The sequence below is a fragment of the Meiothermus sp. genome (genome assembly GCF_026004115.1).
Taxonomy (GTDB): Bacteria; Deinococcota; Deinococci; order Deinococcales; family Thermaceae; genus Meiothermus.
Genome location: NZ_BPIM01000001.1, coordinates 2,141,200 through 2,159,274 on the forward strand (window position 1 = coordinate 2,141,200; position 18,075 = coordinate 2,159,274).

At 60.0% G+C, this 18,075-nt stretch carries 20 protein-coding genes and 1 pseudogene; 10 read left to right on the forward strand and 11 right to left on the reverse strand.

All coding sequences use genetic code 11. From position 1 onward, the window contains the following. The first annotated feature begins 35 nt into the window (after nucleotides 1-35). Both Q0X23_RS10385 and guaB read left to right on the forward strand, forming a co-directional pair. A complete protein-coding gene (locus tag Q0X23_RS10385) occupies nucleotides 36-1,229 on the forward strand; it encodes an acyl-CoA dehydrogenase family protein (RefSeq protein WP_297860219.1) in 1,194 nt (397 codons plus the stop codon). Between the two features lie 207 nt (nucleotides 1,230-1,436). Beyond that, the gene (gene guaB / locus Q0X23_RS10390) at nucleotides 1,437-2,966 is read left to right on the forward strand and encodes an IMP dehydrogenase (protein WP_297860220.1); all 1,530 of its coding nucleotides are present in this window, start codon (nucleotides 1,437-1,439) and stop codon (nucleotides 2,964-2,966) included. A gap of 1 nt (nucleotide 2,967) precedes the next feature. On the opposite strand, the gene Q0X23_RS10395 is transcribed toward guaB, so the two are convergent. From Q0X23_RS10395 to Q0X23_RS10430, 8 genes are all read right to left on the reverse strand, one after another. Beyond that, nucleotides 2,968-4,008 (reverse strand): tetratricopeptide repeat protein, encoded by a 1,041-nt coding sequence (locus tag Q0X23_RS10395; RefSeq protein WP_297860221.1) that lies wholly within the window; start codon nucleotides 4,006-4,008, stop codon nucleotides 2,968-2,970. A gap of 41 nt (nucleotides 4,009-4,049) precedes the next feature. Then, a complete protein-coding gene (locus Q0X23_RS10400) occupies nucleotides 4,050-4,526 on the reverse strand; it encodes an arsenate reductase ArsC (RefSeq protein WP_297860222.1) in 477 nt (158 codons plus the stop codon). Nucleotides 4,527-4,538: 12 nt separating this feature from the next. Then, entirely contained in the window at nucleotides 4,539-5,003 is a 465-nt protein-coding gene (locus Q0X23_RS10405; RefSeq protein ID WP_297860223.1) for an arsenate reductase ArsC, read from the reverse strand. Nucleotides 5,004-5,245: 242 nt separating this feature from the next. Continuing rightward, nucleotides 5,246-6,481, reverse strand: a complete 1,236-nt coding sequence (locus tag Q0X23_RS10410) for an MFS transporter (RefSeq protein ID WP_297860224.1) — start codon at nucleotides 6,479-6,481, stop codon at nucleotides 5,246-5,248. A gap of 168 nt (nucleotides 6,482-6,649) precedes the next feature. Then, nucleotides 6,650-7,084 carry an arsenic resistance N-acetyltransferase ArsN2 gene (arsN2, locus tag Q0X23_RS10415; RefSeq protein ID WP_297860225.1) on the reverse strand — a complete coding sequence of 145 codons (435 nt, stop codon included), beginning with the start codon at nucleotides 7,082-7,084 and terminating at the stop codon, nucleotides 6,650-6,652. Nucleotides 7,085-7,297: 213 nt separating this feature from the next. Further along, a complete protein-coding gene (locus Q0X23_RS10420; protein WP_297860226.1) occupies nucleotides 7,298-7,783 on the reverse strand; it encodes a DUF6428 family protein in 486 nt (161 codons plus the stop codon). A gap of 25 nt (nucleotides 7,784-7,808) precedes the next feature. Beyond that, nucleotides 7,809-8,159 (reverse strand): helix-turn-helix transcriptional regulator, encoded by a 351-nt coding sequence (locus Q0X23_RS10425; protein WP_297860227.1) that lies wholly within the window; start codon nucleotides 8,157-8,159, stop codon nucleotides 7,809-7,811. A 220-nt stretch (nucleotides 8,160-8,379) separates the two neighbouring features. Continuing rightward, nucleotides 8,380-8,610, reverse strand: coding sequence for a hypothetical protein (locus Q0X23_RS10430; protein ID WP_297860228.1), 231 nt, complete (start codon nucleotides 8,608-8,610; stop codon nucleotides 8,380-8,382). Nucleotides 8,611-8,980: 370 nt separating this feature from the next. On the opposite strand from Q0X23_RS10430, the gene Q0X23_RS10435 reads away from it, so the two are divergent. Next, complete coding sequence (locus Q0X23_RS10435) at nucleotides 8,981-9,478, forward strand: hypothetical protein (protein ID WP_297860229.1); 498 nt, start codon at nucleotides 8,981-8,983, stop codon at nucleotides 9,476-9,478. Here the strand turns inward: Q0X23_RS10435 and Q0X23_RS10440 are convergent. The 3 genes from Q0X23_RS10440 to Q0X23_RS10450 form a co-directional block, all read right to left on the reverse strand. Beyond that, nucleotides 9,454-10,092, reverse strand: coding sequence for a thiamine diphosphokinase (locus Q0X23_RS10440; protein ID WP_297860230.1), 639 nt, complete (start codon nucleotides 10,090-10,092; stop codon nucleotides 9,454-9,456). The two genes, Q0X23_RS10435 and Q0X23_RS10440, sit on opposite strands and share 25 nt — an antisense overlap. A 63-nt stretch (nucleotides 10,093-10,155) precedes the next feature. Beyond that, entirely contained in the window at nucleotides 10,156-11,172 is a 1,017-nt protein-coding gene (locus tag Q0X23_RS10445) for an ABC transporter ATP-binding protein (RefSeq protein ID WP_297860231.1), read from the reverse strand. 127 nt (nucleotides 11,173-11,299) lie between these two features. Then, on the reverse strand, nucleotides 11,300-12,328 hold the full coding sequence (locus Q0X23_RS10450; protein WP_297860232.1) for a cell wall metabolism sensor histidine kinase WalK: 1,029 nt from the start codon (nucleotides 12,326-12,328) through the stop codon (nucleotides 11,300-11,302). Nucleotides 12,329-12,367: 39 nt separating this feature from the next. Between Q0X23_RS10450 and Q0X23_RS10455 the strand changes: the two genes are divergently transcribed. The 7 genes and pseudogenes from Q0X23_RS10455 (at nucleotide 12,368) to Q0X23_RS10485 (ending at nucleotide 18,052) form a co-directional block, all read left to right on the forward strand. Beyond that, entirely contained in the window at nucleotides 12,368-13,081 is a 714-nt protein-coding gene (locus Q0X23_RS10455) for a cytochrome c biogenesis CcdA family protein (RefSeq protein WP_297861205.1), read from the forward strand. 189 nt (nucleotides 13,082-13,270) lie between these two features. After that, complete coding sequence (ccmA, locus tag Q0X23_RS10460) at nucleotides 13,271-13,846, forward strand: heme ABC exporter ATP-binding protein CcmA (protein ID WP_297860233.1); 576 nt, start codon at nucleotides 13,271-13,273, stop codon at nucleotides 13,844-13,846. A gap of 92 nt (nucleotides 13,847-13,938) precedes the next feature. Further along, nucleotides 13,939-14,604, forward strand: a complete 666-nt coding sequence (locus Q0X23_RS10465; protein WP_297860234.1) for a heme exporter protein CcmB — start codon at nucleotides 13,939-13,941, stop codon at nucleotides 14,602-14,604. Between the two features lie 173 nt (nucleotides 14,605-14,777). Beyond that, entirely contained in the window at nucleotides 14,778-15,470 is a 693-nt protein-coding gene (gene ccsA / locus Q0X23_RS10470; protein ID WP_297860235.1) for a cytochrome c biogenesis protein CcsA, read from the forward strand. A gap of 1 nt (nucleotide 15,471) precedes the next feature. Then, nucleotides 15,472-15,594, forward strand: a complete 123-nt coding sequence (locus Q0X23_RS10475) for a hypothetical protein (RefSeq protein WP_276309754.1) — start codon at nucleotides 15,472-15,474, stop codon at nucleotides 15,592-15,594. A gap of 15 nt (nucleotides 15,595-15,609) precedes the next feature. Beyond that, nucleotides 15,610-16,044, forward strand: a pseudogene (gene ccmE, locus Q0X23_RS10480) (cytochrome c maturation protein CcmE); the annotation flags it as partial. A gap of 16 nt (nucleotides 16,045-16,060) precedes the next feature. After that, on the forward strand, nucleotides 16,061-18,052 hold the full coding sequence (locus tag Q0X23_RS10485; protein WP_297860236.1) for a heme lyase CcmF/NrfE family subunit: 1,992 nt from the start codon (nucleotides 16,061-16,063) through the stop codon (nucleotides 18,050-18,052). Nucleotides 18,053-18,075 lie beyond the last annotated feature (23 nt).

The following is an 18,075-nucleotide window of genomic DNA, read 5'->3' on the forward strand; positions in this document are numbered from 1 at the left end:
CAGGGGCTGAAGTAGAATTGCCCTCGAGGTTCCTTATGTTCGACTTTTTCCAAGTTGCCGACCTGCTTACGCCCGAGGAGCGGGAAATCCAGAAGGCCGCCCGCAAGTTCCTGGAGGCTGAGTGCCTGCCCCATATTGCCGAATGGTGGGAAAACGCCGAGTTTCCCACCCACCTGATTCGCAAGTTTGGCGAGATGGGCTTTCTGGGCACCACCATCCCCACCGAGTATGGGGGCATGGGCGCCAGTGCCGCGGCCTACGGGATGGTGGGGTACGAGCTCGAGCGCATAGACTCGGGCCTGCGCAGCTTTTGTAGCGTGCAGAGCAGCCTGGTGATGTACCCCATCTGGGCCTATGGCTCGGAGGAACACAAACGCGAATACCTGCCCAAGCTGGCTACCGGCGAGTACGTGGGCTGCTTTGGCCTCACCGAGGCCGATGGCGGCAGCGACCCCGATGCCAACATGAAGACCCGCGCCCGACGCGACGGCGGCGATTATGTGCTGAACGGTTCCAAGATGTGGATTACCAACGGCAACCTCGCCCACATTGCGCTGGTTTGGGCCAAGGACGACGAGGGCGTGGTGCGGGGTTTTATCGTGCCCACCAGTACCAGAGGCTTTAGGGCCAACAAGATTCAGCACAAAGCGTCCTTGCGGGCCTCCGTCACCAGCGAGCTGGTGCTGGAGGATGTACGGGTTCCGGCCAGCGCCATGCTGCCGGGGGTGAAGGGCCTCAAGGGGCCGCTTTCCTGCCTAACGCAAGCCCGCTATGGCATTGCCTGGGGCGCTTTGGGGGCGCTGGAGGCGGTGTATACCGAGGCCCTCGAGTTCGCCAAGAGCCGCACCACCTTTGGAGCGCCTATCGCCAGCCGACAGCTCGTGCAGGAGAAGCTTGTGCGCATGGCTGCCGACCACACCAAGGGCCTGTTGCTGGCCTGGCGCCTGGCCCAGCTCAAGGACGCCGGGCAGCTCAAACCCGCCCAGGTTTCGCTCGGCAAGCGCGACAACGTGCGGGCGGCTTTGAATGCGGCCCGTGCGGCACGGGAAATTCTGGGAGGTAGCGGGATTACCCTCGAGTACCACAGCATCCGCCACATGCTGAACCTGGAGACCGTGGACACCTACGAGGGTACCCACGACATCCACACCCTTATTCTGGGCCGCGAGTTCACCGGCGAGAACGCCCTGGGCGAAAGCCCCAAGCCTAAAGCTGTAGTAGGTCGCTAGGGGTCTGGTAAGCAAGAATTCAGTATGCGTTTTGAGTCTCCCAATGAGCCGCAGATCGCAATTATGGTCAGTCGGCGCGCTTCATAATGCGCCGCAAAACAAGTTACCTGTGCATTAGGCACCAAAGCCTGCCTCCCATAGCCAGCAAAGCTGGCCGGATGGGGCTGGTGTTGGTGGTCTCACCCACGGCTGATATACTGCGGGAATATGCTCGAGGCTCCCAGCAAATCCCGTTCCAGAACAGAAAAAATCCAACAAGAGGGCCTGACCTTCGACGATGTGCTGCTCATTCCCGCCTACTCGGAGGTGCTGCCCCGTGAGGTGGATACCCGCACCCGCCTGACCCGGAAGCTCTGGCTCAACATTCCCGTCCTCTCGGCGGCCATGGACACCGTGACCGAGGCCGAGATGGCCATTGCCATGGCCCGCGAGGGCGGTCTGGGGGTTATTCACAAAAACATGAGCCCCGAGGAGCAGGCCGCCATGGTGCGTAAGGTCAAGCGCAGCGAGGCCGGCATGATTCAAGACCCGGTCACCCTGGCCCCCAACGCCACCCTGGAAGACGCCGAGCGGCTGATGCGCGAGTTCAGAATAGGGGGCCTGCCGGTGGTGGACTTTTACGGCAAGCTGCTGGGCCTGGTCACCAACCGCGACCTGCGTTTCGAGCGCGATATGGGGCGGTTGGTCTCCGAGGTCATGACCCCGGTGGAGCGCCTCATCACCGCGCCGCCCGGCACCATTCTGGAAGAGGCCGAGGCCCTGCTCCGTCAGCACAAAATCGAGAAACTTCCGCTGGTAGACCACGAAGGGCGACTCAGGGGCCTCCTGACCCTCAAAGACCTGACCAAGCGCCAGAAGTTCCCCTTTGCCGCCAAGGACGCCCAGGGCCGCTTGCTGGTGGGGGCCGCCGTCGGGGTCTCGAAGGATTTGAAGGCCAGAGCCCAAGCGCTGGTGGAAGCCGGGGTGGATGTGCTGGTGCTGGACAGCGCCCATGGCCACAGCCGGGGCATCCTGGAGGCCCTGCGCAACCTCAAACAAACCTTTGGCGAGGCGGCGCAGGTTATCGCTGGCAACGTAGCCACCGCCGAAGGGGCACGGGCGCTGGCCGAAGCTGGGGCTGATGCGGTCAAGGTGGGGATTGGGCCGGGCTCCATCTGCACGACCCGGGTGGTCACGGGGGTGGGGGTTCCCCAGATTACCGCCATCCTGGAAGCAGTAGCGGGTCTGGAAGGCCTGGACGTACCGGTCATCGCCGACGGCGGCATCAAATACTCCGGCGACGTGGCCAAGGCCCTGGCCGCCGGGGCCCACACGGTGATGCTCGGCTCGATGCTGGCCGGCACCCAGGAAGCCCCGGGCGAAGAAGTGCTTAAGGATGGCCGTCGCTACAAGCTCTACCGGGGTATGGGCAGCATGGGGGCCATGCGCCAGGGCTCCGCCGACCGTTACTTCCAGGACTCGGGTGCACCACCCCACAGCGCAGGCTCAGGCCAGGTGGAAGCCAAAAAGCTGGTTCCCGAGGGTATCGAGGGCATGGTGCCCTACAAGGGCCCGATAGGCGATGTGCTCTACCAGGTGGTGGGGGGCCTGCGGGCCTCGATGGGCTACTGCGGTGCGCCCGACCTCGAGACCTTCCGCAGGGAGACCCGCTTTACCCGCATCTCCAGCGCAGGCCTGATCGAGAGTCACCCCCACGGGGTCACCATTACCAAAGAAGCACCGAACTACTCGAGGTAGCTCACCTCGAGCCCTGCGCCCGCAACCCTTGCAACGCCAGGGCCGCTTCGCGGTAGCCGGGCTTGTAGCGCAGCGCTGCCTGAAAATCGGCCCGGGCACCATCCAGGTTGCCCAGGGCTTTGCGGGCCAGACCGCGCCAGTAGTAGCTTTCCTCGTGGTCATTCACCCGGCCCAGCACATCGCTGGCCAGTGCAACAACCTCAGAGAAGCGCCCGGTTTTGAAGTAGGCCTCGTAGGGGCCAAACTGGTACCAGAGCATCCGCCAGGGCCAGTTGCTCACCGCATTGGCCGGGCGGCGGGGGTCAAGGGTGCGGCTGGGGGCAATTTGGCGCGAGCGGTCGTAGGCTTTGCTTGCTTCCGCTGCATTACCCAGGCGCAACAGGCTGCTGCCCAGGTTGAACCAGGCAAAGGTATTCTGGGGGTTTTGCTGGGTTTCGCGCCGGGCCTGCTCCAATGCCAGTTGCCACTCGACCCCTTCCTGCATCCGGTTCCCTAGAATGGCGGCCAGTTTGTCTTGCTGGCCCCCGGCAAACACCACCAGGTAGGTGCGGTTAAAGACCTGCCACAGCCCATCCAGCTCGTTGTAGCGCAGCGTGACCTTGGGGCCATAGTAGCTGTCGAAGGCGTTGAAGAGGCCCTGGCTGTCGTTGTAGCCCACCAGCAAGCGGTAGTGCCCCATACCGCCGTGGTCGGGGGTCACGAACCAGGTCTCGATAATCACTGGGAAACCCGCGGCAATCAGGCGTTTGAGTAGGTTCAGATCACCCGCCACGCCCAGGTGCACCCCAAAGCCGCGGCTGCGGGCATACGATGCCATCTCGTCGGCGTTCACGTTTTTGTCGTTTTTGTTGGGTTTGAGTGTGGGGGCAATCTGGTACTGCGTGTCGCGACTGCCCCAAAAGCTCATAGCCATTCCCAGCGTGACGGGGCCGCAGTTGTTGTAGCGCTGGTATTCGTGGCGGGCGCCATTCAGAAAAACATTCGCCGGCTGAGCGAACGCGGCGCCTAGCAGTACAAGCAATAAGAAGAGCGTTGGATACACCCGTTCAGTATGCCAGATGGGCCTTGGGCCCGATTGTGGCCTCAAACCTCGGCGGTCTGGGTGCTGCTTTTGGGAATAAGGCCCTTTAGTTCCAGCTCCCGCACCCACTCCCGAACCTTGTGGGCAACCTGGTCTCGCACCTTGCGAAAGACCTCGAGGCGCTCGGCATCGCCGCCCTGGGCGGCGCTGGGGTCTTCGAAGGGCCAGAATAGCCGGTAGGTGCTGAAGGGGAACAATGGACACTCCTGCTCGGCCCGGTCGCACACAACCACCAGGTAAGTGAAGCTGTACTTGCCGCCCCAGTACTCCATCAGGCTTTTGGCGTGCTGTCCTTCCATGTCCAGATCCATCTCCGAGAGCACCTGGCGGGTCAAGGGGTTGATCTCGCTGGGGTGCAGTCCGGCGCTATAGACCTCGAAGCGGTCGCCCGCGTAATGGCGCAGCAGGGCCTCGGCCATCTGGCTGCGGGCCGAGTTGTGGCTGCACAAAAACAGCACCGAGATTTTGCGTTTTCTCATACCGACCTCCCGCTAGCGTGCCTGGGTAAGCCCTGCGGCCTCCGCCAGGTCATGGTCGCTTGGCACCTGACCCTGCGTCAGGCTTTGAATCAGGCCCTGACTCATTCGGCCCAGGGCATCGCGTACCCTGCGCCATTCCCCCAGGCCCTTGCCGGAAGGGTCGGGGAAGGAAACATGGAGCTTCTGGGTCTGGGCCGGGTAAGCCGGGCAGTTCTCGGCAGCCAAATCGCAAACCGTGAGCACGAGATCGAAGTTCCAGGGGTCGGGCAGGTCGTAAAGGGTCTTGGAGGTGTGGGCGCTCAGGTCTATGCCCACCTCGCCCATAACCGCGATGGCATCGGGCTTGACAAGGGTTTTCTCGGTGCCGGCCGACCAGATTTCGGCGGGAAGCTTTAGCTGCTCGGCCCAGTACCTGAGCCAACCTTCGGCCATCTGGCTGCGGGCAGAGTTGTGGGTGCAGAGTACCAGAATGCGCATCGAGTTACAGTATCGGCCTTTTTTCATGGAAATGTCAGGACGTGAGAGGTGTTATTAAACCACCTCGCCTGAACACTTTGCATACCGCAGTGGCGATGGAGGTAGGGAATAGGGGGCAGGGGTTTGAAGACAGACGTAGGAACCCCCTACCCACCTCCTACCACCCACTTCCATATGTGTATCGTTAAATGTTGATTATTCGCCTCGAGTTGCCATCGGAAACGTCTGGAACTTCCTCAGGGTTATGCCAGCACTGCTCTGGGCCGGGCCTGCCATATCGCCAGTGCTGAAATTGCCCCCAGTGCCGCAAAAAGCCATAACACCAGATTGTAGTTGCCGGAAAGCCCGTGCAGGGCGCCTGCCCCAAAGGGGGCGATGGTCTGGGCCACCGCCACAATGGAGGTCATGCTACCGTTGATGGTGCCATAGTGCTTTGCACCGTAGATCTCGGCCACCAGGGCAGGTTTGGCCAGGGAGATGGAGCCGTTGGCCAGGCCAAAAAAGAGCACAAAGGCCCAAAGGCCCGCGCCCTCCGGCAATAACAGCAGGCCAAGCAGACTCAGGGCGTAGCCCCCCAGAAAAGCACCGCTGAGGTGAAAGAGCGAGATGCGCTCACTGAGAGGTGTATAGAAGATGCGGCCTGCCAACTGCACCACGCCTACCCCTCCGGCAGCCAAGGCCACCAGGGCGGGTGTGTAGCCTTTCTCGGTCAGCAGAGGCACCATGTGGGCGGTGAGGGCAATGCTGGTGGCCCTGGACAGGGCAAACCCGAGCGAAAGCCACCAGAAAGTGGGTTGGCGCAGGGCCTCTTTTGCGCTGAGGCTGTTTTCCAGGGCCGGACTCCTAGAACCCGGCGCTACAGCCTCGCCGTCTGGCACCTGCCCTATGTCTTCTGGCCGGCGGCGCAAAATCAGGGCGTGCAGGGGGATGGTGCCCAGGGCAAAGATGAGGGCCAGAATTTCCAGCGCCCCGCGCCAGCCCGCAAGCTGCACCAGCCAGGTGGAGAGGGGCACAAAGATGGTGCTGGCCAGTCCGGCCATCAGGGTGACCACGAGCATCGCCCGCGGGCGGTAGCGGCGAAACCAGACCGCCAGCACCGCAAAGGCCACTTCGTAGAGCACCATGGCCATAGCCAACCCCAGCCCCGCCCAGAGCAGGTAAAAGGTGGTCAGGTTATGCACATGGGCCCAGCCCCAGACCAGCAAGGCGCCCCAGATAGATCCTGCGGTCATGAGGGCCCGGGCCCCGTGTCGATCGAACCAGCGCCCTACCGGAATGGCCGCCAGCCCCGAGATCAGCAAAGCTAGCGAGAAAGCCGCCGAGGTCTCGGCCCGGTTCCAGCCCAGCTCGGCTTCCATGGGCTTCACAAAAACGCCAAAGGCATAGTATAGGACGCCAAAGCCGATGGTCTGGGTGAGGGCCAGTGCCCAGGCAATGCGCCAGCCGTAATAGGCGGTAGTGGGGGAGGGGTGGGTCATAGGCTGGCTAGGAGTCAGGTGTTTGTGAGGGGGTCAATCTTCTGCGCTAGAGACCGTCGGGGCCCCAAGGTCCAGGAGGATTTCGCGGGCTGGATTGGGTGATGTGATGGTTTTCTAAAAAAAAGTTGTGTTTCTCAGGTCTCATGCGGCATGTCCGAAGGCTTGCGGCTACTCGAGTTTGAGCAGCATGGCGGTGGCGGTGTCCGGGCATGCACCCTGGAGTTCCTCTGAAGCACTCAGGGCTGCAGGCAGTTCTGCATGCGTGACCTGCACAAAGCCAAAGCGAGGAAAGTAATCCTGGGCTGTCTCGGTCAGGAGCGAGATAGAGGTCAGGCTTTTTTGTTGGGCCAGCTCAATCATGCCCTCGGTCAGCTTGGCCCCAATTCTGTGGGCGCGATAGCCCGGCGCGACCACCACAGAGCGCAAGAGACCGCTATCTTGATGGACTTCCAGGCCCGCGCACCCCACCACCTTTTCGCCGTCGAGGGCCAGGATGAAATTTAGAATGTGTGCTTCCAGACCTGCTGTGGGCAGTTGGGCATCGTTTAGCAGGGCCTTTATCTCGGGCAAATCGTCGGTAGTGGCGGTGCAGTAGGTAATCATGATTCCTCTAGCTTATGGTTCAAAAGGGTTTGTAATACCAGATTCGGTTAGTTCGTCACCCTTTGGTGACGAACTAACCCGACCGAAGGGAGTGCTCTAGGATTCAAAAAGACAGCCTATGCTGTTTTTGGTTTTGTAAACTGTCTTTTTGAATCTGGTATAAGTATGGGCTGAACCGTTGTTCACAAGGGCGATTCATGCACCCACCCACACTCAGCAGCAACGAGCAGACGGGGTTGTCATGTCCAGCTCGAGCAACGCTCCACAGCACGCATTGCTGGCCCGCTCACGGGCCTTGCAAGTTACGCCGGGCGGCATCAGGTGCACCACCAGATGGTCGCCCTCGAGGGCAATCGAGCCCACATGGTAGTGAATGGCGGGAAGGTCAGTATTCCCGTACTCGAAGCGAACTTCTGTATCTGGCTGTACCGGCACCAAGGCCGCGACCCGGTTATAAATGCTAAGGAACTTTTGTACTGTCATGAATTCGGGTTTGTCGTCCGGGCCTGGCCCCATAAGCTGTACCACGGTCTCGCGCCAGAAGTTGGCCTGTCCGCCGCAATCCATGCTCTCGTAGGTGACATTCATGACCTCGGTAACGTGGTAGCCGGGGGCGATCTGCTGGCCCTGGGCATACTTGAAGACCAGCGGTTTGTCCTGGTGGGGAGCCAGGGCCTCGAGCAGTTCTTGTGTTTTCATACGTTCCTCCCTGCGGTTTTTGAAATTAACCACCGATAGTCGGTAAAAAGGTCTTGATCAGGGCAAAACCCCTAGGGTCAATCCGGTAATACATCCATTTGCCCCGTTTTTCGCCCTTGACCAGATGGGCCGAGACCAGGCACTTCATGTGGTGCGACACGGTGGGCTGAGAAAGCCCGGTCACGGTTTCCAGGTCGCAGGCGCACAACCCCGGTTGGGGGCCACAACAGGCGCCATCGGGGTTTTGGTTTTGGGCTAAGTGGGCCAGAATCTTGAGCCGGGCTGGGTCGGAAAGGGCTTTGAATACTAAGGCGCTGGCCTCGAGCGCACTTTCTTCCGGGTCTCTTGTGTCTGGCTGCAATACCAGTGAACTCATATCGCCACAATACATTGATAAATCTAAATGTGTCAATACGATAAGTTATACGGGACTTATCCGAAACGTTCCTTTGGGCAAAAAAATCACCCTGTCAATACAAGCAATCCAAGGAAGAGCGGCCAACAAAGAATCTGGTGGTGCCGAAGAATCTGGTGGCGCGAAGGGACATTGAACGCAAGGGGGCGCTCGCGTATCACAAAACCAACAAGGTCATGGCCTAATCTTTGAACAGGTTATCAAAGGCCTGGTGGCTGCATTCCTTGCGCTTGAGGCGGAACAGGTCGTTTTTGAGCTCGAGCTGACCCTCCTTGAGCAGGTGCTCGAGGGTACGCTGAAGCTCGTCTTTGGACAGGTTTTCGCCTTCCTCGTCCAGCCAGCGCACAATTTCTTTCTCGCTGGCAAAACGCAAACTCTCGATGGCTTTGAGAACCCAGCCTCGGGTGTCCATACCTGAATATACCGCGATACACACACACTAAATCATGAGAACAATACCGGATTCGGTTCGTTCGGCGCCGAACGGTGGCGAACCAACAGGGCCGAAGTTATCCGCATAGCGGAGGGCGATACCGCCCCTTGGAAGTTATCCGCGTAGCGGAGGGCGATACCGCCCCTTGGAAGTTATCCGCGTAGCGGAGGGCGATACCGCCCCTTGGAAAGGGAGACGCTTTTTCGCCTATCGACAGGGAGGTGCTTCAGAATTCAAAAAGACAGCCTTAAGAGCTTTTGGATTTGACAACGGTTTTTTTGGATATGGTATAACCCCACGAACAGGGGTAATCTTCCATTAATTTGCTCCCATGTCGCACAATAGGGTTGTGGATCCCTTCCGGGAGTACCAGGACTATGCCATGGCGCACCGGCTGCGCGAGGCCCTGGACTTTTACCCCGGTAAACTCTACTCGCTCAGTGAGTACGCGACCTTGCGCCTGCGGCGCAGTGAGCTGGTACGCAAGCTGGTGGGCCGTCAGGGCGACCCCGCCCTGCTCTCCCGTATCGAACAGATCACCGACGACCTCAACTACGGCTTCTGGTCGAATCCGGGCCTGCTCAAGGCTTTCCTGAGGCGGCTCTCTCCGGTGCAGTACCCGGTACTCTGTAGCCCCGAGGGTTTTGAAACCCTTCTATCGGGCACCGAGCGGCTCCGGCTCAAAAAGCCGGGTCTGGCCGGGCGTTACTACCTGGGATGGCTTCGCTTGCCCGAATTGCTGGATGAACCCTTAAAGTTTGAGCAAGCCATGCTCGAGCAAGAGCTTCTGGCCGAGGAGATGGGGCTCTTTTTGGATGAATTTCACAAAGTAGCAGGCTCTGGGTAGGCAATTAATACCCCGTAACCGGCCTCGAGCTCAATCTCTACCCGCTCCAAAGCCCGGTTGGAAAGGGTGCGGGTACTGCCCAGGGGTATCTCGGCATTCTGGAGCGGCCAGCGAACACCGCGAAGACTCAGGCCTACCAGACCGCCCAACGGCAACAAACTCAGCTTGCTATTGGGTGGTAAATCCAGTCGCAGGGCGCCCGGCAACAGGGGGTGGGCCTCCTCGAGGCCCGAGCTGAGCAGGGTTGGAATACCCTGGCCTACCAGCCGGACTCCCAGCAGCATATGGGCCAGGGTTTGATCGGTCTGACCGCCCATGGCCCCTACCAGAATCAGCCGGTCGGCCCCCCGGGCCAGAGCCGCTTCGATGGCCAGCTCGCCATCGGTAAAGTCCTTGCTTACCGGGTGCTCCTCGCGGGGCACGTGGGCATAGGTCTGCTGAAGTTCCGCAGAGGCCGAGTCGAAGTCGCCGACCCACAACTCTGGCTCGAGCCCCAGGGGCCCGGCGTGCGCCATGCCGCCATCGGCTGCAATAACCCGGCTCCCGGCTATCTGGGCTTTGAGCCGCCGGGTAGGCGTGAGCGAACCGCTAAGTAAAATGCTGAAGGTGCGCATAGGAGATCAGGGGGTCGAGCGTTACGGGCCAGAATATCCGAATCCTGCACAGTGCATGGGCTTCTAAGGTTTTATGCCCGAGGTTTGGGCGTCTAAGAGCTCCCGGAGTTCACTTTTTTCGCCTTCTTCCTCCAGTGGAACGACCTTCGACCAATCTACCCGGATGCAGGCGGTGTCGCCCGGATAAAGGCCCGGCTCCGGTCCTTCTAGATAAAGCCTCTGACCGCGCCAGGCCAGCTCCAGGGCCACTGTGAAACCTTTGAAGATTCGCTCCAGTACCCTGGCTTCTTCTCCTTCCCCCAGCGTGAGGGCCTCCTGGGGCAGTAGGTGCGGGCGGGCGGGCAAGCCCATCTGTCGGCTTTGCTCGGTGGTAAGAACATTGCGGTGGCCCAGAAAGGTGGCAATCCAGGGGTTCTTAGGCCGGTTGAAAAGTTGTTCGGGTGTGCCCTGCTGCACGATGGTACCTGCTCGCAGAATGCTCACTTGATGGGCAAATACAAAAGCCTCGGACTGGTCATGCGTTACCACGATGGCAGGCACCGCCGTCTGGCGCAAAATGGCCCGCAACTCTAACAGCAACTCCTGGCGTAGCTTTAAGTCCAGCGCACCCAAAGGCTCGTCTAAAAGCAGTACCTGGGGCCGGTGGGCCAGGGCGCGGGCCAGGGCCGCCCGCTGACGCTCGCCGCCCGATAGCTGCTCGGGGCGTTTGTGGGCGTGGGGGGAGAGATGCGTCAAGTCCAGCAACTCGGCCACGCGCTTGCGGACGCGGGCAGTGTCCCAGCGGGCTTCCCGCAGACCAAAGGCGATGTTTTCGCTTACCGAAAGGTGGGGGAACAAAGCGTAATCCTGAAATACAAAGCCAACCTGGCGGGCCTCGGGAGCCAAAGGGGTCAGTTCGGTCTCATCCAGCCAGACCTGGCCGGAATCGGGCACCTCCAGGCCCGCCACCAGCCGCAGGAGGGTGCTTTTGCCGCTGCCCGAGGGCCCCAGGAGCGCCAGGGTTTGCCCTGGGCGAACCTCGAGCGATACCGACAGCGCAAAACCAGGATAGGTTTTTTGCAGACCCACCAGGCGTAGCATAGCTTTAGGGTACAGCAATCTATGAACCTGCCGTTTGTGCCATGCTGCAGCGCAGGGCGTTGCTCAAGCCGAAAGGCTGAGGCCGAACGCATCCCGACCCGGGATATGTGACCTTCGACATGCGACATCAGTGCACTGGTAGCCAAACACTAAACTTGGCCCCCTGGCCCTCCTGTGACTCCACCCAGATGCGCCCATGGTGGGCCTCCACGATGGCCCTGGAGATGTAGAGCCCCAGGCCCGTTCCTGCAATCCCCCTCGAGATGGCGCTCTGGGTGCGGCTGTAGCGGTTGAAGAGCTGGCCCTGCTCCTCCAGCGGGATGCCGGGGCCGGTGTCCTCGACCTCGAGCAGCACCCCCCCATGTGACCTGGCCCGCAGCCAGATGGTGCCTTGCTGTGGGCAGAATTTGAATGCATTGGAAAGGAGGTTGCCCACCACTTGCCCGATGCGCTCCGGATCGGCTTCAATGATGGGCAGGGGATCCAACTCCCAGACAAAGCGAATTTGGCTGAGCTTGGCTACCCCGGCAAAGCTGCGGGCGGTCTGGGCCAGGGTGAACTGGAGGTCTACCGGCTGCGGGCTGATACTAAACCGTCCGGCCTCCAGCCGGGAGGTGTCCAGCAGGTTGTTGACCATATCCTTCAGTCGCAAACTGCTGTACTGGATGTTTTCCAGAAACTCCTTGAGTTCGGCATGGCTGTAACGGTCGTTTAGCAACAGTTCGCTAAAGCCCAGAATGGAAGCCAGCGGCGTCTTCAGCTCATGCGAAACAGCAGCAATGAACTCCGATTTCACTCGCTCAGTTTCGCGCTCTGCGGTCACATCACGAAAAAGAATTAGGGCAGTATCCTTTTCCATCGCTACAATACGGGCCTCGAAGTCGCGCCCATCAAGGCTAAACTCAATTACTTGGGCTGGTTCACGGTCTAAAACGGTCTGAATAGCCGCTTGAAGCTGCTCTGCCACACCTTGGGCAAAAAGCTCTCCCAGGGTGGTGCCCAGGAAACGATCCATGGGCAGGTGGTGGGCGCTTTTGCCCATTTTGTACTCGCGAATATTGCCCGCCGAGTCCACCAACATCAAATCGTCGGGAATCGCCTCCAGAATGGTGCGAATGCGCTGTTCACGCTGATGTTCCGGAATATTTTCTTGCATCGCCGCCATCATACCCAGCAATTCTTGAAAGAATTACGAATGTCCTTGCCGGGCTGGGCTATTCTGACAGCTATGAGCCTGACCGCTGCCTTCTTGGCCGGGATTCTTTCGTTTCTTTCCCCCTGTGTGCTACCGCTGGTGCCCACCTATTTGCTTTATTTAGGGGGGGAGCGGGGACGGCCCTTATATAACGCTTTCTTCTTTGTGGGGGGCTTTTCGCTGGTGTTTTTGTTGTTGGGGCTACCCTTTACCCTTCTGGGAGGGGTATTGTTCGAAAACCGGCAACTGTTGGGCCAGGTGGGCGGGGTGATTCTGGTGCTGTTTGGGCTTTACATGCTGGGCCTGAAGCCAAAATGGGGGGTCAACCTGCGCTACCAGGGCGATACCAGTCGGCCCTGGGGTGCATTTGTGCTGGGCATGGTTTTGGGCCTGGGCTGGACGCCTTGTATTGGTCCGATTCTGGGCGGTATTTTGACCCTTACCGCCGCCGGAGGGGGGGTCAACTTTTTGCTGGCTTACATTCTGGGTCTGGCGGTGCCGTTTTTGCTGGTGGCCCTTTTTGCCGACCGGGTTCGCCCGGTTTTACGCAAGGCGGCGCGTTTCTCTCGCTGGGCCGAAGTAATAGCAGGGGTGGCCCTGGTTGTTGTGGGGGTGCTGATGTTAACCGGTACCCTCACCCAACTCAACAGTTTTTTTATCAAGATTACGCCCGAGTGGCTGCTGAACCTCGAGAAAAGCCTGATCGGCCAGTAATACAAACTCTGTAGCAGGTAACGTTGAGGCGTTTGATGAACCTCTCATCCGGCGAGACCCCAAGAGCAACCTCGGTCGCAACCACCTTTTTTTGTGGCCAGAGTGGGTAGAGTGTCGCCACCTTTTCCCGCAAGGGAAGATGGCAGTATAAATCAACCAGATTTGCTATAAACGCATATGATGAAATCTATGCTGATTGAAGCCCAGGCCGTCGCCAAACGCTATGGGCGCGATTGGGTATTGCGCGACCTGGATTTCCAACTGGCTAAACACGAAGCGGTGGCCCTGGTAGGGCCCAACGGCGTGGGCAAGACCACCTTGCTGCGGGTGCTGGCCGGGTTGGTGCGACCTACCCAGGGTTCTATCAGGCTGTTAGGAAGGGTGGGTTTTTTGGCCAATCCCCCCGCTTTTCACCGGCATTTTAGTGGAGCCGAAAATCTGCATTATGCTCTGCGGCTCGATGGACGGGCTGGTGACCGCGCCGAGATTGACAGGGCCCTGAAGCAAGTGGGCCTTCCCCACGACAAGCCCGTGCTGAGCTACAGCAGCGGTATGAAAAAGCGCCTGGCTATGGCCCGTTTGCGCTTGCAAAACCCGGACATCTGGCTACTGGACGAACCCGAGGCCGCCCTGGATGTACAGGGGCGGGATTTGCTGGAAGACCTGGTGCGCTTTGCCAGGGCTTCGGGAGGGGTGGTGATTGCGACCCACGACAAAAGCTGGCTTTCCCTGGTAGACCGGGTGGTGGAGCTAAAATCCCCTTAACTTCCACGGCCTTGTCGGATGAAGCTTGTCTATATCTCTGAACCAAACCCCAGGCCTTTACGTTCTGCACCCAAACCGATAGCCTTAGCCCTGTGCAGCGGATTTTCTGGCTGGCCTGGCGCGACCTGGTACTGGAGTTTCGCGGGCGCACGGGCATCCTGTCGGCAGTTTTTTTTCTGGCCGTCATGCTATTTATATTGGCCATGGCTTTTGGCCCCAACCCCCAGGATCTGCAAAAAGCGGCCCCGGGGGTGTTGTGGGTGGCCCTGGCTTTTGCCGGTAGTCTGCTGGCTGGGCGGGCTTTTGGCCTCGAGGTCGAGGACGGCACCCTGGACGACCTGCTCCTGACCCCCGGTAGTCGGGAGTGGATTTATTTTGGAAAGCTTCTGTTTCAGTTTTCGCTGCTAATTTTGGTTGGGCTGGTGCTGCTCTTGCTGACGGCGGGGTTGTTTTACCTGCCCTTGCAAAACTGGGGTTGGTTCGTGGTGGTGTTGTTGCTGGGCTCGCTGGGTTACGCGGCCATTTCCACCTTCTATGCGGGAATGCTGGCCCGCCTGCGGGGGCGGGAGGTGCTCTTGCCCCTCTTGCTTTTTCCGCTGGTGATTCCGGTGGTGCTGGCGGCGGTGCGTTTTACGCAGGGCCTGGCCCAGGGTATTCCGATGGCCGAGCTTTCGGACTGGCTTCGTTTGCTGGCGGTCTTCGATGTTATTTACGTGACGGTCTGCGCAATGGTGTTTCCGTATATGCTCGAGGGATAGGTTATGTCGGTTATAACCCCGAGTACGGCCGGTTGTTAACGAAAACTTACCCTGCCGGGGTATTCTGGAAATACTAAACGAGGCGCAAGAGCCACTCAAGTCTGTAGATGTAACGTGGTTTACGCCGCTTAATCTATTTCAGGTCAGAATACATATAAAAGGAGAGGACTTGAATGCAGCTAGCACGCTCCAATCAAACCAACCGTCTGGATAGCCTGACCCTGGGCATTCTGGGCCTGGGTGTGGTGGGCGCAGGGGTGGGGTTCATCCTGGCTATGGGTGCGCCGCCCGACCAGAGCCAGGGCTTTGTGGCCCGAATTTTCCATATGCACGTCCCAATGGCCTGGATGGCCTACCTGGCCAGCTTTGCTGCGCTGGGTTACTCGGTGGCTTACCTGATCCGGCGCAAAGCCCATCACGACCGTGTAGCAGCCGCGGTGGTGGAGGTGGGCCTGATCTTCATGGCCCTGGCTTTGCTGTCGGGCATGTTGTGGGCCCGCCCCACCTGGGGGGTGTACTGGGACTGGGAGCCCCGCCTGACCACCACGGCTATCCTGTTTGCCATCTACGTGGGGTATGTGGTGGTACGGGGTGCCATCGAAGACCCCGAACTGCGGGCCAAGGCTGCTGCGGGGGTGGCCATACTGGGCTCCATTAACGTGCCCATCAGCTATATGTCTGTTAAGTGGTGGCGCAGCCTGCACCAGACCCAGTCCATCGACCTCACCACCGGAAAGATCAATGTGGATGCGGCCATTCTCATTCCCATGCTGATCAACCTGGCTGCTTTTACGCTACTGTTCATCGGTTTGGTGCGGCTACGCGGCATCATTGCGGCCCGCGAGGCGGCCAGGGAAGAGGTATAAAATGCCCGATAACCCCCTGTGGAACCCGGTCAACCCCTTTGTGGTCTGGACCTATCTGGCGGTGTATGTGTCGGTGTTTGGTTATTTGGGCTATCTCATCTGGCGCTACCAGAAGAATAAGTAGAACCAAAGGCAGGTTTATATGAAACCCAAATACATCATCGGACTGCTGGTGATAGCCGGTGCCCTGGCCTACCTGGTTTTTGGGGGCCTGGGCCAGAACCTGGTTTACTTCATCACCCCCAGCGAATACTTCCAGCAGATAGACCGCTACCAGAACCGTCAGGTGCGCCTGGGTGGCCTGGTTAAGGAAGGCTCGCTTTCCTACAACCCCCAAACCCTCGAGCTGCGCTTTGTGGTAACCGACGGGGTCAAGGAGGTTCCCATTCGTTCTTCGGGCGCTACCCCACCGGCCCTTTTTGGCGAAAACCGGGGTGTGGTGGTGGAGGGGAGGTTCCAGGGCGAAACGTTTGTGAGCCAGAATCTGCTGGTCAAGCACTCCGAGACCTACCAGGCCCCCAAAGAGGGCTGGACGCCCGAACAGGTACGCAAGCTGATCGAGGAGACCCAGTGATGGACAGGAGGTTCTCTTGACGCCGGGGCTTTTGGGAGGAGTCTCCCTTGTTGCTGCACTCATTCTTTCGGTGCTCGGCCTGGTGCTTTCTAGCCTGGCCTTCGTCTTGCGGGATGGGCGCTACCTCGAGGCCGCCAAGCGCCTATCGGCGCTGAGCCTGCTGGCGGCGGTGCTGAGTTTTGGGGCGCTCGAGTGGGCCATTCTGACCGACGACTTTAGCGTCTCCTATGTGGCCAACCACAGCTCCGCCAATAACCCGCTGTGGGTCAAGCTGGTCACGCCCTGGGCGGCGCTGGAGGGCTCCATCCTGCTGTGGGCCATGCTCCAGACCGCCTACACCTGGCTGGTAAGTCTGCGGGCAGGCCATAGCCTGGACATCTGGCGGGCCCCGGTGGCGCTGGGTACGCTGTTTGCTGTTCAGGTGTTCTTTTTTGCGGTGATGGTCTTCGTGGCACATCCCTTTGATGCTGTGCCCAACCCACCCCCCGATGGCCGGGGTACCAACCCCCTGCTGCAAAACCACTGGATGATGGCCGTACACCCGGTCTTGATGTACTTGGGTTTTGTGGGCCTGTCGGTACCTTTTGCCTATGCGGTGGCGGCCATGGTAGCCCGGCGCTACCAGAGCTGGATTTTCGAAACCCGCTGGTGGACCCTGGTGGCCTGGGGCTTCCTGACGGCGGCCATCTTCACCGGCAAGTGGTGGAGCTACGAGATTCTCGGCTGGGGGGGGTACTGGGCCTGGGACCCGGTCGAAAACGCCTCCATCATCCCCTGGTTGCTGGCCACCGCTTTCCTGCACACCGCCCAGGTGCAAGAGCGCAAGGGGCTTTTTAAGGGTTGGAACTTTGCCTTCATCACCCTGGCCTTTGCGGCTACGGTGTTTGGCACCTTCCTGACTCGCTCAGGTGTGATTCAGTCGGTGCATGCTTTTGCCAGTGGGCCGGTGGGGGCTTGGTTCTTGCTCTTTTTGCTCGCCGTGATGGCGGGGGGGCTGGGGCTTTTGGCCAGGGTTTCTTCCGAGATTCGCGAGGCCGGCGAAGTGCGCTGGAAAAGCCGCGAGGGGGCCTTGCTGGCCGGGGCTTTGTTTTTTGGCACCTTTGCTTTTGTGGTGGTGCTGGGCACCTTGTGGCCGCTGGTGGTGGAGATCGCGAGTGGGGCCAAGGTCTCGGTGGGGGCCCCCTTCTTCAATCAGGTCTCCATCCCCCTGGGTATTTTCATGCTGCTTCTGATGGGCGTCGGGCCGGTGTTGCCCTGGCGTAACTCCAGCGCCCAGGTGCTGCGAAACCTGACCGCCATGCTCATAGCCCTGGGGGCGGGCACCCTCCTGGGCTTCGTGCTGGGCCTGAGCCTGGGGGTCTCGCTGGCTATTGGCCTATTTGCCTACAATCTGACCGCCATCTGGCTGATGGTGGCCCAGGGTGTGGGCGAACGGGCCCGCGCACTGGGGATCTCGCCCGCGCAGGCGCTTATGGAGCTGGCGACCAGCCACAAACGCCGCTTCGGTTCGCACATTGTGCACTTCGGCGTTGCTTTGGCTGCCCTGACCATCGCCTTTAGCCAGACCTACCGCTTTACCGAGCAAAAGACCCTCCAGGTCGGCGAAACCTGGCAGACCCGGGGCGTGGAGGTGCGCTTGTTGTCTATTGGCGCCCGGGAAGAGTCCAACCGTTTTGCCGCCGTTGCACCCATTGAGGTTCGCTCGACCGGCCGCGAGGGCTGGGGTTCGGATGGCCGCTACGAGACCCGGCTCAACTTCTACCCCCAGATGGGCTCGCCGCTGGCTACGCCGGTGGTCAAGTACTCCCTTTACAACGACTACTATTTTGTGCTGATGCAGTTTGACCAGGAAAATGGCCAGTGGGCCACCCTCAAGATTATCGTGACCCCCATGGTCTGGTGGCTATGGGTGGCTGGCCTGATTATCGTGCTGGGTACGGTGTACATCCTGTGGCCCAGCGGGGCCCGGGTGTCCAGCCGCCAGCTGTCGCCCACAGCAGGAGATTGATGTTGAGGCTAGGTGCAAAAGAG